Source organism: Streptomyces sp. NPDC048516 (assembly GCF_043199875.1).
Taxonomy (GTDB): domain Bacteria; phylum Actinomycetota; class Actinomycetes; order Streptomycetales; family Streptomycetaceae; genus Streptomyces.
In genome coordinates, this window is sequence record NZ_JBICWS010000006.1 from 175,751 (window position 1) to 190,811 (window position 15,061).

Consider the following 15,061-nt stretch of genomic DNA (forward strand, 5'->3'; position numbering starts at 1 on the left):
GGCCCCTGCCCCTTCTCCTTCCCCTCCCCTGTCAGCCGCCCGCGGCCACCGGATCCAGGAACCCCTGCTCGACCAGCATCCGGATCGAGGCCGGCGTACGGTCCCGCAGCAGAACCGGATCTTCGCCGACGAGTTGGGCAATGGCGTCCAGGATCCGCCCGGCCGGGAGCGAGCCGTCACACACCCCGGCGAAGCCCGCGCCGACCGTGTCCACCTTCGTCGCCCGCCGCATACCGCGGCTCTGACGCAGCACCACATGCTCGGGGTCCTCCGCCCCGGGCAGCCCGACCTGCTCCTGCACCACCTCGTCGGCGAGCCGGAAGTGGCCGGCGAGCAGCGCCGCATCGTCCGTGGCCCGCAGATAGTCCTGGCGGTCGAAGTGCCGTACGACCGACTCCCCCAGCGGCTGTTCCACCGGATGCGGCCATTCCTCGACCGTGATGGACGGAGAAGCCGACCCGGACTTGCGCAGCGTGATCCAGCCGAAGCCGATGGCCTTGGTCTTGCGTGCCTCGAACTCGTCGAGCCAGGCGTCGTACCGCGCGGCGTACGCCTCGTCCCCGGCGCGGTGGTCGCCCGCGTCACGCAGCCACAGTTCGGCGTACTGGGTGATGTCCTGCACCTCGCGCTGGACGATCCAGGCGTCGCAGCCGGGCGGCACCCAGGAGCGCAGCCGGTCGTGCCACTCCTCGCCCGCCGCCTGCTGCCAATTGGCCAGCAGCTGGCAGTACCCGCCGTCGTTGAGGTACGCGGCGGACTGCTGGACGAGCGTCCGGCACAGGTCGTCGCCGCCCATGCCGCCGTCACGGTAGGTGAGCCGGGCGCCCGGCGAGATCACGAACGGCGGGTTGGACACGATCAGGTCGTACGTCTCGTCGCCCACGGGTTCGAACAGCGAGCCCTCCCGCAGATCCGCCGGCCGCGCCCCGGAGAGCGCCAGGGTCAGCGCGGCGATCCGCAGCGCCCGGGGGTTGAGGTCGGTGCCCGTGACACGGGTGGCGTGCTGAGCGGCGTGCAGCGCCTGGATGCCGGAGCCCGTACCGAGATCGAGGGCCTTGGCGACCGGCCTGCGCACCGTGATCCCCGCGAGGGTCGTGGAGGCACCGCCGACACCGAGCACCAGCTGCGAGCGGTCCACTTCCCCGGCGCCCCGGATGCCGCCGGCGCCACCGACCGCACAGCCCAGGTCGGAGACGATCCACCAGTCCTGCCCCTCGGGGCCGCCATAGGGGCGCACGTCCACACTGGCGCGCAGCTCGTCGCCGTCCTGCACCAGCCAGCCGTCGGCGAGGCAGTCCGCGACCGGCAGCGCGGCCTGCGCCCGCCGCAGCTCCACCGGACGCTGCAGCAGGAACAGCCGCACCAGGGTCTCCAACGGACTGTCACCGCGCGTCGCCCGCAGGGCGGGGACGGTCTCGCTGCGCGCCAGCGCGGCATAGGCCGGCGCGCCGAGCAGCTCCAGCAGCCCGTCGGCGGTGAAGGCGGCGGCCAGCAACGCCTCGCGCAGCCGGGCGGTGCGGGCGTTGCTCTCGGGGTCCTGGGCATCGGCGGTGGGGAGGTGCGTACTCACACCCACCATTGTCGGCCCTGCCACTGACAATCGGCGACGGCCCGGCGCCACACCCTTCTCGGGCGCGTCGCCGGGCCGTACGGAACCGTTGCCGTGCACGTTGCCCCGCGGGCTTCCCCGCTCGTGTCCGGCGCTGGACCGGAGGGGAAGGCGTCCCCTAGGACTTCTTGGATCCCGTGGGTGCCGGGGAGCCGGACGCGGCCGGGTTCTGGCAGCCCTTCTGGGCGGCCATCGCCGTGCCGACCTCGCCGGACTCCAGGTTCTTGAAGGCCGCCTCGCTCTGCTTGTTCAGCTTGTTGATACCGCTGGAGAGGTTGCGCAGACCGTCCGCGAACTTCAGCTTGTCCGAGGTGTCGAGTTTGTTGACCTGCTTCTGAAGGTCCGCATAGCCCTTGGAGAGCGAGTTGAGCTCCTTGACGGCGTTCTGCTGTGCCTGCTTGCCCTGATCGGTGGGCGGCGGCCCGGCCTTCTCCAGGGACTTGGCCAGCGAGGAGTAGGCCTGGGAAATCTTCTGGAAGGCCGCCGAGTCGGTCTGCTGGACCTTCTTGGAGTCGGTGCTGCCGTTGTCGGCCGTCTGCATGGCGCCGTTGGCGTCCTGGATCTGCTTGAACTGAGCCTGCGCGGGGTCGCAGAAACTCTTCGCCCAGTCATTGAGCTTCTTGCTGCTGTCGTCGCTGCAGCCGGTCAGCGCGAGCACCAGTGCCGCACCGCCGGACAGTGCAGCCACAAGCTTCTTGTTCACCGGATTGGTCCCTTCCATGGCTCTCGGCCCCGGAACATACACGTCCAAACGGCCTGGGCCACCGGTCGGGCATCCCGCCCTGCCCTCATTGCAGCCATTTGCACCAAGGACCGCAGGGCCACCCGAGCACGCGGAAGGCGGGTGGCCGGCGTTCGCGAAACACGCCGTCCACCCGCCCAGTTGAGCGGTCCGCGGGCCCTTCCGCAGGTGCTTTCCGGCTAGGACGCCACCGCCGTCTCGGCCGATTTGGCGATGCTTTCCGGGTCTTCGGAGTTGTCTTCGTCACCCACGGCGATTCCGCGCCGCTTGGAGATGTACACCGCACCGACGATGACAGCGATCGCCAGTACGGAGACGACGAGGCGAACGCCGACGCTCTTGTCCTGGCCGTATGAGAACTTCACCACAGCGGGCGCGATCAGCAGCGCCACCAGGTTCATGACCTTCAGCAGCGGGTTGATCGCCGGGCCCGCGGTGTCCTTGAACGGGTCACCCACGGTGTCGCCGATGACCGTCGCGGCATGTGCCTCACTGCCCTTGCCGCCGTGGTGGCCGTCCTCGACGAGCTTCTTGGCGTTGTCCCACGCGCCACCGGAGTTGGCGAGGAAGACCGCCATCAGCGTGCCGGTGCCGATCGCACCCGCCAGGAACGAGCCGAGCGCGCCGACGCCGAGCGAGAAGCCGACCGCGATCGGGGTGAGCACGGCCAGCAGCCCGGGGGTGGCCAGCTCACGGAGCGCGTCCTTGGTGCAGATGTCGACGACCCGCCCGTACTCGGGCTGCTCGGTGTAGTCCATGATCCCGGGGCGCTCGCGGAACTGCCGCCGCACCTCGAAGACCACCGCTCCCGCCGACCGCGACACCGCGTTGATCGCCAGCCCGGAGAACAGGAAGACGACCGAGGCGCCCAGGATCAGCCCGACCAGGTTGTTGGGCTGCGAGATGTCCAGGCTGAGCCCCATCCCGCTCGCGGCGTTGCCGATGTCCCGTACGGCGGTGGCGATCGCGTCCCGGTACGAGCCGAAGAGCGCGGCCGCGGCCAGTACGGCGGTCGCGATGGCGATGCCCTTGGTGATGGCCTTGGTGGTGTTGCCGACCGCGTCCAGGTCGGTCAGCACCTGCGCGCCGTCACCGGTGACATCGCCGGACATCTCGGCGATGCCCTGCGCGTTGTCGGAGACCGGTCCGAAGGTGTCCATCGCCACGATCACGCCGACGGTGGTCAGCAGACCGGTGCCGGCCAGCGCCACCGCGAACAGCGCCAGGATGATGGAGGCGCCGCCCAGCAGGTACGCCCCGTAGACGGCCAGGCCGATCAGCACCGCCGAGTAGACCGCCGACTCCAGGCCGATCGAGATGCCGGAGAGCACGACCGTGGCCGGGCCGGTCAGCGAGGTCTTGCCGATGTCCCGGACGGGCCGCCGGCTGGTCTCGGTGAAGTAGCCCGTCAGCTGCTGGATCAGCCCCGCGAGCACGATGCCGATGGCGACGGCCACCAGCGCCAGCATCCGCGGATCGCCGCTGCGGCCCAGCACCTCGGTGTCGGTGACACCGGTCAGGTCCTGGTAGCTGGACGGCAGGTAGATGAACACCGCGACGGCCACCAGCACCAGCGAGATGCCCGCGGAGATGAAGAAGCCGCGGTTGATCGCCGTCATACCGCTGCGGTCGCTGCGCCGGGGCGCGACGACGAAGATGCCGATCATCGCGGTGAGCACCCCGATGGCCGGGACCAGCAGCGGGAAGGCCAGCCCGGCGTCACCGAAGGCGGCCATCCCCAGGATGAGGGCGGCGACCAGGGTCACCGCGTACGACTCGAAGAGGTCGGCGGCCATACCCGCGCAGTCACCGACGTTGTCGCCCACGTTGTCCGCGATGGTCGCGGCGTTGCGCGGGTCGTCCTCGGGGATGCCCTGCTCGACCTTGCCGACGAGGTCGGCGCCGACGTCCGCGGCCTTGGTGAAGATGCCGCCGCCGACCCTCATGAACATCGCGATCAGCGCGGCGCCGAGACCGAAGCCCTCCAGCACCTTGGGCGCGTCGACCGCGTACACGAGCACCACGCAGGACGCGCCGAGCAGGCCCAGCCCCACGGTGAACATGCCGACGACGCCACCGGTGCGGAACGCGATCTTCATCGCCTTGTGGGAGACCGCCGTAAGATCCTTTTTCTTGGTATCGCCCTCGGCCGGAGTGGCTTCCCGTGCGGCCGCGGCGACGCGCACGTTGCTGCGTACGGCGAGCCACATCCCGATATAGCCGGTGGCCGCCGAGAATCCGGCGCCGATCAAGAAGAAGGCGCTGCGTCCGGCGCGTTGCGTCCAATTGTCCGCGGGCAGCAGCATGAGCAGGAAGAACACCACGACGGCAAATACGCCGAGGGTCCGCAACTGCCGTGCCAGGTAGGCATTTGCGCCTTCCTGCACGGCCGCCGCGATCTTCTTCATACTGTCGGTTCCCTCACCGGCCGCGAGCACTTGGCGGACCAGCACCGCCGCGACAGCCAGCGCCGCCAGGGCGACCACGGCGATCACCAGCACGATGCCGCGGTTACCCGCCGTGAGCGAGGGCCCGGCCAGAAAAGTGGGGGTGTCAAGCAACTGAGGGGTGTAAGGCCCCGCCATTCGTCCTCCTTGACGTTTGGCACATGGGCGCGCGGAAGCACGCTCAGGCGTCCTGAGCAAGATGTGGACGGATTGTAGGGAGCCACGGTTGATCAAAACAGTACGCGTCAAAGGGAATTCGCCGATAGCAGCGAAGATCAAAAGGCTGACGCCACACGGAATTCGCCCGGACGAAGGAAAGAAGCAAATTCACTGACCATCGCCTGATGATCTCTCTGTCGTATTGATCGTCCATGGGCGGCAAACTGATCGTCGCTGCTCACGGACGCCACCCCGGAACCCGAGACGACGGAGACCCGCGTGACCCCGGTGAGAATTGATCCGCCCGGCTACGGCCGAACGGGTGACCCGCGGCGCGCGGGACGCGTCCTGGCGCCCGATGAGGCCGCGTCAGATCGAGTCCGGATCGCAACGCATCAGGCTTGATCGAGAGGTCACGGCGAGGGGCCGGGCCGGCGGGCTGGAGCGAGGCGCTGCTGCTGTAGGGGGCCGGAGGGGGAACCGGCGTGGCGAGCCGGCATGGCGAGCCAGAGGGGGACCGGCGTGGCGAGCCAGAGGGGCGAGCCGGCGTGGCGAGCCGGCGTGGCGAGCCGGAGGGGGAACCGGAGGGGGAACCGGGCGAGCGGCCGGGGCGGCCGGATGCCGCGGGTCCGACCCGTCAGGTCCATCCGGTCAGGCCCACGCGGGAAAGCCGAGGAACAAGATCAAGAAATGCGGCGGGACCGAATGCCGGACGAGGGAGACGGAGCCCGCTCAGGCACGCCGGTCGGCGCACGACCGGCCACAGAGGGCCGAAGGAGAAGGCGCTGGCGCCAGGGAGAGCACAAGGCGGCAGGGGGGTCCGCAGCAAACAGGGGGCGCACACGGCGACAGGGCGAGCACAGGCAGCAGGCAGCAGGCAGCAGGCAGCAGGCAGCAGGCAGCAGGCAACGACGGGTGCCCCCACCGGCTACGGACGAGGTCCAGGGTCAGGGGTCAGGGCATTCGCCGGGCGCTGGGCCCGGGCGCTACGGCACCACCACGGCCGCCGTGGTGGGCCAGGTCATCCGGATCAGCCCGCCGTCCTTGCCGGCGGTCACCTCGACATCGTCGACCAGCCCGCTGATCACCGCGAGGCCCATTTCGTCCTCGCCCTCGGCGTCGCTCTCCACGGCGCCCTCGGTCTCGTCGCCGCCTCGCGCCCCGGCCGTACCGGAGTCGCCGGAGACACCGTCGCCGACCTCGATCGAGAACTTCTTCTCGTCCTCGATCAGCAGGACGCGGACGGGCTCCTCGATGTCATGGCTCTCGTGCAGCCCGACTGCCCGGCTGCAGGCCTCACCGACGGCGAGCCGCACCTCGTCCAGCACGGCCTCGTCCACCCCGGCGCGCCGTGCCACGGCAGCCGCGACCAGACGCGCGGTGCGGACGTGCTCGGGAAGGGCGCTGAAGCGAAGTTCGACGGTGGCCATGCCATCCCCCTCGTTTTGCGGGCGTGCGTCGTAGGGGGCCGGACACCGTGTCCGGAACCCCCCACTGCTTCCTCCCCCCGCGTCTGATGACGCGGGGGACCGGCAAAACCGTCAGTCAGTGGCTGCGACGGCTTCGTCGACCGAGGTGTGAATGGGAAACACCTTGGTCAGTCCGGTGATCCGGAAGATCTTGAGAATGCGCTCCTGGTTGCAGACCAGGCGCAGCGAGCCCTCATGGGCACGCACCCGCTTGAGTCCGCCGACCAGCACGCCGAGCCCAGTGGAGTCGAGGAAGTCGACACGTTCCATGTCCACCACGAGGTGGTAGCTTCCGTCGTTCACAAGCTCGACCAGCTGCTCCCGCAGCTTGGGCGCGGTGTATACATCAATCTCGCCACCGACCTCGACGACCGTACGGTCGCCAACGGTCCGGGTCGACAGGGACAGGTCCACGGATCCTCCAGCACCTTGCTATCGAGCGGTCGCCCCCCTGGGGCCTCCCCACCGACGGTAGGGGCGGATCTGGCAGCCGCGATGGCATTCAATCACTTACCGGCAGGCGTGCACGACGCCCTTTGAGCATTGTCCGTCACTCCGGTGACACACTCGGTGCCGATGGCCTCCAATCCAGTCCCGCCGGATGCGGGCGCACGCCCTTCCCCAGGCATGATTCTCGAACGTCTCGCCCGGGGCGCGACCCGCGCTGCGCGCATCACTCATACGGAGCACTTGCCCCCGCGCATCGGCAGCCATGCCGACTGGCCGGAACAGATCCGACCGGAAGTGATCGATGCCATCCGTTCGGCCGGAATCGAGCGTCCCTGGGCCCACCAGGCAAGGACATCCGAACACGCACTGCGCGGCGAGTCGGTCGTCGTCGCCACCGGCACCGCCTCGGGGAAGTCCCTGGCGTATCTCGCGCCGGTCCTCTCCACGCTCCTGGACGGCTCCGAGGCGCCGAACGGAAGGGGCGCCACGGCCCTGTATCTGGCCCCCACGAAGGCGCTGGCGGCCGATCAGCGGCGTGCCGTACGCGAGCTGGCCGCTCCCCTGGGCACGGCCGTGCGCCCCGCGGTCTACGACGGCGACACTCCCGTCGAGGAGCGCGAATGGGTCCGCCAGTACGGCAACTACGTCCTGACCAATCCCGACATGCTGCACCGCGGCATCCTGCCGGCCCACCCGCGCTGGTCCTCCTTCCTGCGCGCGCTGCGCTATGTCGTCATCGATGAATGCCACAGCTACCGCGGCGTCTTCGGGTCCCATGTCGCGCAGGTCATCCGCCGGCTGCGGCGTGTCTGCGCCCGGTACGGCTCCGAGCCGGTCTTTCTGCTCGCCTCCGCCACGGCCGCGAGGCCAGCCCAGGCCGCGACCCGGCTCACCGGTCTGCCCGTGGTGGAAATCACCGAGGACACCTCGCCGCGCGGCGAGTTGGTCTTCGCGCTGTGGGAGCCGCCGCTCACCGAACTCCACGGCGAGCAGGGCGCCCCGGTCCGCCGGACCGCCACCGCCGAGACCGCGGACCTGCTCACCGACCTCGCCGTCCAGGGCGTACGCACCGTCGCCTTCGTCCGCTCCCGGCGCGGCGCCGAGCTGATCGCGCTGATCGCCCAGGAGCGGCTCGCGGAGGTGGACCGCTCGCTGCCCGGGCGGGTCGCCGCGTACCGGGGCGGATATCTGCCCGAGGAGCGCCGCGCCCTGGAACGCGCGCTGCACAGCGGTGACCTCCTCGGTCTGGCCGCCACCACCGCGCTCGAACTGGGCGTGGACGTCTCCGGGCTGGATGCCGTGGTCATCGCCGGCTATCCGGGCACCCGGGCGTCCCTGTGGCAGCAGGCGGGCCGGGCGGGCCGCTCCGGGCAGGGCGCCCTCGCCGTGCTCGTGGCCCGCGACGACCCGCTGGACACCTACCTCGTGCACCACCCCGAGGCACTCTTCGACCAGCCCGTCGAGTCCACCGTCCTCGACCCCGACAACCCGTACGTGCTCGCCCCGCATCTGTGCGCGGCCGCCTCCGAACTCCCCCTCACCGAAGCCGACTTCGCGCTCTTCGGACCCGCGACCGCCGGACTGATGCCGCAGTTGGAGGCCGCGAACCTGCTGCGGCGGCGTGCCAGGGCGTGGCACTGGACGCGCCGTGAGCGGGCCGTCGACCTCACCGACATCCGCGGCCAGGGCGGCGCGCCGGTGCAGGTCGTGGAAGAGGGCACCGGACGGCTGCTGGGCACCGTGGACGCCGCCGCCGCGCACACCGCCGTCCACGACGGCGCGGTCCACCTTCACCAGGGCCGTACCTATCTCGTCCGGCACCTCGACCTGGCCGACAACGTGGCGCTCGTCGAAGAGGCCCACCCGCCCTATTCCACGACCGCCCGCGACACCACCGCCATCGCCGTCCTCGAGACCGACACCGAGATCCCGTGGGGGGACGGCCGGCTGTGCTTCGGATCCGTGGAGGTCACCAACCAGGTCGTCTCCTTCCTGCGCCGCAAACTGATCACCGGCGAGGTCCTGGGCGAGACCAAGCTCGATCTGCCGCCCCGTACGCTGCGCACCCGTGCGGTGTGGTGGACGGTCACCGAGGACCAGCTCGACGCCGCCCGCGTCAATCCCGAGCAGTTGGGCGGCGCTCTGCACGCCGCGGAACACGCCTCCATCGGCATGCTGCCGCTCTTCGCCACCTGTGACCGCTGGGACATCGGCGGCGTCTCCGTGCCGCTTCACCCGGACACCCTGCTGCCGACCGTTTTCGTCTACGACGGCCATCCCGGCGGCGCCGGATTCGCCGAGCGTGCCTTCCACACTGCCGCCGACTGGCTCACCGCCACCCGCGACGCCATCGCCTCCTGCGAATGCGAGGCCGGCTGCCCTTCCTGCATCCAGTCCCCCAAGTGCGGCAACGGCAACGACCCGCTCCACAAACGGGGAGCCATCCGGTTGCTGGACGAGCTGTTGCGTGGCGTGCCGGAGCAGACCTAGCGGGCGGGCGCGGACAGCAGCTCCGGCTCGGCCCCGCGCCGGGTCACTGCGCCCCGGCGGGCCGGCTCGGGCCCGTACGCGGGAGGTGAACGGGCTGCGGCCCGCCTCGGCAAAGACATCGGCGACCGGCCCGGCCAGCGCACAGCGCACCAGGCGGGTGTGCTGCGCGGCCGCCACCCGGCGAGCCGCAGCGCAGGCCCCGGCCGGCCCCAGCCGGGCGTGATCCGCGGCGGCCAGCGCCGCCAGGTCCGCGCCGCCACCCGCTCGGTGCCGCGCCGTGACCGCCTGGCCCACCCCGATCAGGGCCGCGAACACCGCGCACAGCGCCGCCGCCGCGAACACCGTCCAGACCGTCGCCGAGCCCTCATCGCCGCACCGTCTCCTCCGCAAGAGCCACCGCCTCCCCGCCGACCCGCACCGTCATTTGCCCCACGCCGGGCAGCTCGGCCTCGACCCGTACGCGCACCAGGTCGCCCTCCCGCGCCAGCGCGACCCGCGCGCCCTTCGGAGCCGCGCCCCGCGCCGCCGAGAGCACCGCCGCCCGCGGTTCCGACCGCGCAGCGGCCCGCGCCCCGGCCCGCGCGGCGTCCACACACTCGATACGGGCACAGACCGCCATCAGCCCCCAGATGAGCGCGGCCACCACCGCCACCAGCACGGGCATGACCACTGCGGTCTCCGCCGTCACAAATCCGGCGTCACGAGCGCCGTACGGGGCTCCCCGGGCCCGCGGGCCCGGGGCCCGGCTGTCAGAACTGGACATTGATCGCCCGCTCCAGCACCGACTGGAGCAGCGCCTTCACCGGCCCGCTCGTCACGACCTTGTAGAGCACCGCCGCCAAGGCACACGCCGCGAGCGTCCCCACGGCGTACTCCGCCGTGGTCATCCCCCGGTCGTCGGCCCCGAGCGCACGCAGCTCCGCCCACCACCGTCGAAAGCTTCCACCCCGGAACATTCCATCCCCCTTTGCGCGGTCTCTGATGTGCACGGCCTCTGAATGAATGGCCTTTGATACGCGGCTTCTGATGTGCGACCTCTGATGTGTCGCTCCTGATGTGTCGCTTCTGGCATGGCCGGTGGGGCGGTTCCGGCTACCGGTGATCCGGTCTCGGCAGCCCTGCGGCCGCCGCCCTCGTCCCGCTCCTCTCGCCGGGTCTCGAACTTGCTTTTGCTGCAGCTCAGTTACGTCCCAGCAGGCCGCCTGCCAGCCCGATCAGCACCGGCACAACTCCGAGTGCCAAAAACGCGGGCAGGAAGCACGCCGACAGCGGCAGCGTGACCAGCACACCGGCCCGCCGGGCCCGCGCGGTCGCGGCTCGGGCCTGATCCGCACGGAGTTCGGCGGCGACCCGGGATGCCGACTCGACGGCCGGCACCCCGGATATCCCGGCGCGCTCCATACAGCGCGCCAGCCCTTCGGCACCGGGGAGAGCCGCCAGCCGAGGCCATACGACGGCGGGTTCACCGCCCAGGCGCAGTTCCGCCGCCACCTGGCGCAGCCGCTCGGCGACCGGCCCGTCGAGCGACCGGCCCACCGCCTCGGCCGACTCCCGCGGCCCGGCCCCCGCCGCGAGGCAAGCCGCCAGCAGGTCGCCCGCCGGTGCCAGCTCCGCTCGTACCTCCGCGTCCGCCGACCGCGCCGCCTCCGCGCCCCGTTGGCGCACCAGCCTGCGATGCGCCCCGAATCCCACGGCGAGTCCCGCCAGGACGCCCATGACGCCGCCGATGACAATGACCATGAATGCGGCCGCTCCGAGAGGCCCGGCCCACTCCTTCAGCAGGCCGTTTCGTCCGGTGCCGTCTTCCGTGCCCGACGTTCGACCGCGGCGCCGGAGCCGGAGCGGGGTGAGGTGTCTGTGTGGGCCGCCGTATCGACCGGGCCCCGCGGCCCACATCTCCGACACCCGCCTCTGTACGGCACACCCACGACGCGCCTCCCCCACCCAAGCCACGGCGCACAGCACCGCCGACATGGCGGCAACCGCCATCCCCATCCTGTGGATAACTTCCGCGCTCACTCCGATCCCCTCCCTACGCGTCTTCCGCGGTCGCGACGATCCGGGCCGTCCAGGCCACTCCGCACCACTCCAGGAGCCCGCCGACCGCCAGGCAGCCCCACCCGGCCGGGGTGTGCAGCAGCACCCGCAGCGGGTCGGCGCCGAGTGCGCTGCCCATCAGGAGGCCGCCCACGGGCAACAGGGCGAGCATCAGCGCGGTGGCCCGCGGGCCCGCCAACTGCGCGCGCAGTTCGTCACGTTGGTCCTTCTGAGCTCTGAGTCCTGCCGCGATCCGCTCCAGGCCCGAGGCCAGTCCCGCGCCGCCCTCCACCGCCACCTGCCAGCACGCGGCCATCCCTGTCAGTCCCGCGGCCCCCGGCAGTCGGGCCGCCGCCCGCAGCTCCCGGGGCACGTCCCCGCCGTATCGCGCGGCCGCCATCACCGCCGAGCCGACCGCTCCGAGTCCCGTGGCCCCCGCGGCGAGCAGGGCCTGGGCGGGCTGCCGTCCGGCCCGTAGCTCGCCCGCCACCGCCGCACACAGCCCGATCACCGCGGCGGAGCGCCCCTCGCGGGCATGCACCACTCCGCGGGCGGCCAGCCACCGGCGGACGAGGAAGAAAGCCACCACGGAAGCGAGTACCGGGAGTACGGATCTGCCCACCACTGCCGGCACCAGCCCCACCGGCAGGCACCAGATCTCCCGCCCGCAGTCCCCCCAGCGGCCGAAACTCCAGCGCCGCCCCGCTTCCCCCTCGACCATCCGGCCCGCGCACCACTTCCGCACCCCCTCGCCCCACAACCAGGCCCGCCACCCCACTGCTGGGGCCGCCTCTCCCACGCCCCCGAACAGCGCCCGGGCCCGCTGCCGTTCGTCGTCCCGACGGCCAGCGCCCAGCCGGCTCGCGACCACCGCGCAGAGCGCCGCGGCCCCCAGCGCCATACCGGCCGCGCTCACCGGGCTCCGCCCCCGCTTCGCTCACACAGCCGCATCAACCGCCCCCAGCCCCGCGCCTCTTCGAAACCCTCCGGGCCCCGGACGGCAGCCGGCACGGTCACCACGAATCCGTCGCGGTCCCGCTCCAGGACATGAAGCTCGGCGATCCGGCGGCGGCCGCTGCGGTCGCGCACCAGATGCAGGACGACCGAGAGCGCGGCCGCCAGCTGGCTGTGCAGCGCGGCACGATCCAGGCCCGCCGTCGAACCGAGGGCTTCCAGGCGCGCGGGGACGTCGCATGCCGCATTGGCATGGACCGTGCCGCAGCCGCCCTCGTGACCCGTATTGAGCGCCGCCAGCAGGTCCGTGACCTCGGCGCCGCGCACCTCCCCCACCACCAGCCGGTCCGGACGCATCCGCAGCGCCTGCCGTACGAGGTCGCGCAGCGTCACCCGCCCGACGCCTTCCTGGTTGGCCGGCCGGGTCTCCAGCCGCACCACGTGGGGGTGGTCCGGCCGCAGCTCCGCCGAGTCCTCGGCCAGGACGATCCGCTCGGCCGGCCCGACCAGCCCGAGCAGTGTGCTGAGCAACGTGGTCTTACCTGAGCCCGTACCGCCGCTGATGAGAAATGACAGCCGGGCCGCCAGCATCGCCGCGAGCAGCCGGTCGCCGCCCGGCGGGACGGTGCCCGCCGACACCAGCTCCGCGAGGGAGAAGGCCCGCGGCCGCAGCACCCGTAACGACAGGCAGGTCCCGGCGACCGCCACCGGGGGCAGCACCGCATGCAGCCGGGTGCCGTCCGGCAGCCGGGCGTCCACCCATGGCCGGGCATCGTCCAGCCGCCGCCCGGCCACCGCCGCCAGCCGCTGGGCGAGCCTGCGCACCTCTGCCGCGTCCCGGAAACGGACGCCGGTACGCTCCAGCCCGCCGCCGCGGTCCACCCATACCTCGTCCGGCGCGGTGACCAGGACGTCCGTGACATCGGGCGCGGCCAGCAGGGGTTCCAACGGCCCGCTGCCCACCATTTCGGACCGCAACGCGGCCACCACGCCCAGCACTTCGGCATCCCCCAGGAGCCGCCCCTGCTCGCGCAGCGCCACCGCCACCCGGGCGGGCGTGGGCTCCGCACCGGCCTCGGCGAGCCGTCTGCGCACCACCTCCAGCAAGTCCTGTCCCTGGCTCATGACCATCCGCCGTCCCGGCCGGCGGCACGGGAGCCCACGGGGCCGGCCACCGGCCACGGCATCGCGCCGGCCCTCGATCCCGCCCTGGGCCCCGGCCCACCACCAGGCTCCGGCTCCGCCCCCGGACCACTGCCGGGCCAGACACCCGGCGGCTCGGCCACTCCCGCCCCGCCGCCTTCGCTGCCGCCTTCGCTGCCGCTCTCCGCCACGCGCCCCCAGAACCCCGCGCAGAATCGCGCCAGCGGTCCGCGCACCTGCGCCCCCGGTGGCACACCGCGTGCGAGATCCGCCACCAGGCTTGCCTCCCAGGGCACTTCACCCGCGAGCGGCAGCTCCATGAGGCGGGCGATCTCGTCCGGCGGCAGACCGTGCCCATGGCGTCCGGGAGTCCCGCGCGCCACCACTCGCAGATCGCCGAGAACCTTCTGCACCCCCGACACCACCCGTTGGGCCGCCGCCACCGCGCGCAGTTCCGTAGGGATGAGCAGCAGGCCCATGTCCACCTGCCCGAGGGCTTCGGCGGCTGCCTCGTCGACCTTGCGCGGCAGGTCCACCACCACGACGCCACCACGCCGCCGGGCCGCGGCCATGACCGCGCGCATGGCCGGGGGCGGGATCGTGACATCGGCTCCCCGGTCCCAGCTGAGGACCCGCAAGGCGTGCAGCCGCGGCAGCGACTCCGCCAGCGCGCCGCAGGCCACCCGGCCGCGCGATTCGGCGAAGGCGGGCCAGCGCAGGCCCCTTTCCTTCTCTCCACCCAGCAGGACGTCCAGCCCGCCGCCCAGGGGATCTCCGTCGACGAGCAGGGTGCGCCGCCCCGTCCGGGCCGCGGTGACGGCCAGCGCGCCGGCCAGGGTGCTGGCTCCGGCGCCGCCGCAGCCGCCGATGACTCCGACCGTCAGGGCCGGGGGCCCCACGCCTTCGACGGCGTCGGCGATCCGGTCGGCCAGCCAGCGCTCACCGTCGGGGAGAGCAAGGACCCGCTCGGCGCCGAGGGCGACGGCTTGGCGCCAGAGATCCGGGTCATCCGCGTCCCCGCCCGTGAGGATGACCCCAGCGCGCCGTCCGCAGCCGAGCAACCGGGGCGCGCAGTCACCGCCGACGATCACCAGCGGCGGCGCTTCCCAGTCCGCCTTGCGGGCCGGCAGGCCATGTGCCACTTCGGGCAGCGCACCGGCCGCGGCACACAGCCGCAGAAGATCGTCGAGGAGCCGTTCGTCCTCGGTGATGATCAGCGGTCCGCCCCGCTCTTCGCCGGTTCGGACCGATCCTTTCGATGGCGTGGTTTCGGCCACGTTCCGTCCCCCTGTCGCTACGCAACTCGCACATCCGCGAACTCGCGGCTTTTTACGATGCAGCGATCAGGAAAATATTGTGGATCTTGAGCCAAAATTGTGGACAACCCCCGGGCTGTGAATATCCCTGTCACCTATTCCAGCGACGAACGGCTACTTCTGGGACTCACGGGACTCTCCCTCAGAGCAGCACGCCGACTACGGTGCGTAATGGAATGTCTGCGTCGCGGGTGACGACGGCCCACAGGCAGGGGCTGGAGCGGAGCGGCGTCCGGCGGCGGAAA

General features: G+C 71.9%; 11 protein-coding genes and 2 pseudogenes. 1 reads left to right on the forward strand and 12 read right to left on the reverse strand.

Annotation, left to right across the window (positions count from 1 at the left end):
* Nucleotides 1–31 precede the first annotated feature (31 nt).
* The 5 genes from ACGFR7_RS14520 to bldG all read right to left on the reverse strand — a co-directional run bounded on the left by ACGFR7_RS14520 (nucleotide 32) and on the right by bldG (nucleotide 6,840).
* The gene (locus tag ACGFR7_RS14520; protein ID WP_393317969.1) at nucleotides 32–1,579 is read right to left on the reverse strand and encodes a methyltransferase; all 1,548 of its coding nucleotides are present in this window, start codon (nucleotides 1,577–1,579) and stop codon (nucleotides 32–34) included.
* 148 nt (nucleotides 1,580–1,727) lie between these two features.
* Nucleotides 1,728–2,312: a small secreted protein gene (locus ACGFR7_RS14525; RefSeq protein WP_393317972.1), complete on the reverse strand. Its 585-nt coding sequence runs from the start codon at nucleotides 2,310–2,312 to the stop codon at nucleotides 1,728–1,730.
* 218 nt (nucleotides 2,313–2,530) lie between these two features.
* Nucleotides 2,531–4,936: a sodium-translocating pyrophosphatase gene (locus tag ACGFR7_RS14530; protein ID WP_393317975.1), complete on the reverse strand. Its 2,406-nt coding sequence runs from the start codon at nucleotides 4,934–4,936 to the stop codon at nucleotides 2,531–2,533.
* Between the two features lie 1,007 nt (nucleotides 4,937–5,943).
* Entirely contained in the window at nucleotides 5,944–6,387 is a 444-nt protein-coding gene (locus tag ACGFR7_RS14535; protein WP_393317978.1) for an ATP-binding protein, read from the reverse strand.
* Between the two features lie 111 nt (nucleotides 6,388–6,498).
* Entirely contained in the window at nucleotides 6,499–6,840 is a 342-nt protein-coding gene (gene bldG, locus ACGFR7_RS14540) for an anti-sigma factor antagonist BldG (RefSeq protein WP_004571875.1), read from the reverse strand.
* Between the two features lie 162 nt (nucleotides 6,841–7,002).
* Between bldG and ACGFR7_RS14545 the strand changes: the two genes are divergently transcribed.
* Nucleotides 7,003–9,366 (forward strand): DEAD/DEAH box helicase, encoded by a 2,364-nt coding sequence (locus ACGFR7_RS14545; RefSeq protein WP_393317982.1) that lies wholly within the window; start codon nucleotides 7,003–7,005, stop codon nucleotides 9,364–9,366.
* A gap of 51 nt (nucleotides 9,367–9,417) precedes the next feature.
* Here the strand turns inward: ACGFR7_RS14545 and ACGFR7_RS14550 are convergent.
* From ACGFR7_RS14550 to ssd, 7 genes and pseudogenes are all read right to left on the reverse strand, one after another.
* Nucleotides 9,418–9,756, reverse strand: a pseudogene (locus tag ACGFR7_RS14550) (Rv3654c family TadE-like protein); the annotation flags it as partial.
* Nucleotides 9,731–10,129: a TadE family type IV pilus minor pilin gene (locus ACGFR7_RS14555; RefSeq protein ID WP_393317985.1), complete on the reverse strand. Its 399-nt coding sequence runs from the start codon at nucleotides 10,127–10,129 to the stop codon at nucleotides 9,731–9,733. The gene ACGFR7_RS14555 and the pseudogene ACGFR7_RS14550, both read right to left, overlap by 26 nt.
* Entirely contained in the window at nucleotides 10,116–10,322 is a 207-nt protein-coding gene (locus ACGFR7_RS14560) for a DUF4244 domain-containing protein (RefSeq protein WP_311623959.1), read from the reverse strand. The genes ACGFR7_RS14555 and ACGFR7_RS14560 overlap by 14 nt, the downstream gene beginning before the upstream one ends.
* A 223-nt stretch (nucleotides 10,323–10,545) precedes the next feature.
* Nucleotides 10,546–11,106, reverse strand: a complete 561-nt coding sequence (locus ACGFR7_RS14565; RefSeq protein ID WP_393317988.1) for a type II secretion system F family protein — start codon at nucleotides 11,104–11,106, stop codon at nucleotides 10,546–10,548.
* 292 nt (nucleotides 11,107–11,398) lie between these two features.
* A complete protein-coding gene (locus ACGFR7_RS14570) occupies nucleotides 11,399–12,304 on the reverse strand; it encodes a type II secretion system F family protein (RefSeq protein ID WP_393318571.1) in 906 nt (301 codons plus the stop codon).
* Between the two features lie 11 nt (nucleotides 12,305–12,315).
* The gene (locus ACGFR7_RS14575) at nucleotides 12,316–13,482 is read right to left on the reverse strand and encodes a TadA family conjugal transfer-associated ATPase (RefSeq protein ID WP_393317990.1); all 1,167 of its coding nucleotides are present in this window, start codon (nucleotides 13,480–13,482) and stop codon (nucleotides 12,316–12,318) included.
* 194 nt (nucleotides 13,483–13,676) lie between these two features.
* Nucleotides 13,677–14,777 (reverse strand): annotated as a pseudogene (gene ssd / locus ACGFR7_RS14580) (septum site-determining protein Ssd); the annotation flags it as partial.
* Nucleotides 14,778–15,061: the final 284 nt, after the last annotated feature.

What these genes read in the sequence shown, in the direction of transcription:
- ACGFR7_RS14565 (WP_393317988.1), bottom strand. Translation starts at nt 11,106, where the DNA reads ATGGTCATTGTCATCGGCGGCGTCATGGGCGTCCTGGCGGGACTCGCC.
- ACGFR7_RS14535 (WP_393317978.1), bottom strand. Translation starts at nt 6,387, where the DNA reads ATGGCCACCGTCGAACTTCGCTTCAGCGCCCTTCCCGAGCACGTCCGC.
- ACGFR7_RS14570 (WP_393318571.1), bottom strand. Translation starts at nt 12,304, where the DNA reads ATGGCGCTGGGGGCCGCGGCGCTCTGCGCGGTGGTCGCGAGCCGGCTG.
- ACGFR7_RS14555 (WP_393317985.1), bottom strand. Translation starts at nt 10,129, where the DNA reads ATGTCCAGTTCTGACAGCCGGGCCCCGGGCCCGCGGGCCCGGGGAGCC.
- ACGFR7_RS14560 (WP_311623959.1), bottom strand. Translation starts at nt 10,322, where the DNA reads ATGTTCCGGGGTGGAAGCTTTCGACGGTGGTGGGCGGAGCTGCGTGCG.
- ACGFR7_RS14575 (WP_393317990.1), bottom strand. Translation starts at nt 13,482, where the DNA reads ATGAGCCAGGGACAGGACTTGCTGGAGGTGGTGCGCAGACGGCTCGCC.
- ACGFR7_RS14530 (WP_393317975.1), bottom strand. Translation starts at nt 4,936, where the DNA reads ATGGCGGGGCCTTACACCCCTCAGTTGCTTGACACCCCCACTTTTCTG.
- ACGFR7_RS14545 (WP_393317982.1), top strand. Translation starts at nt 7,003, where the DNA reads ATGGCCTCCAATCCAGTCCCGCCGGATGCGGGCGCACGCCCTTCCCCA.
- ACGFR7_RS14520 (WP_393317969.1), bottom strand. Translation starts at nt 1,579, where the DNA reads ATGGTGGGTGTGAGTACGCACCTCCCCACCGCCGATGCCCAGGACCCC.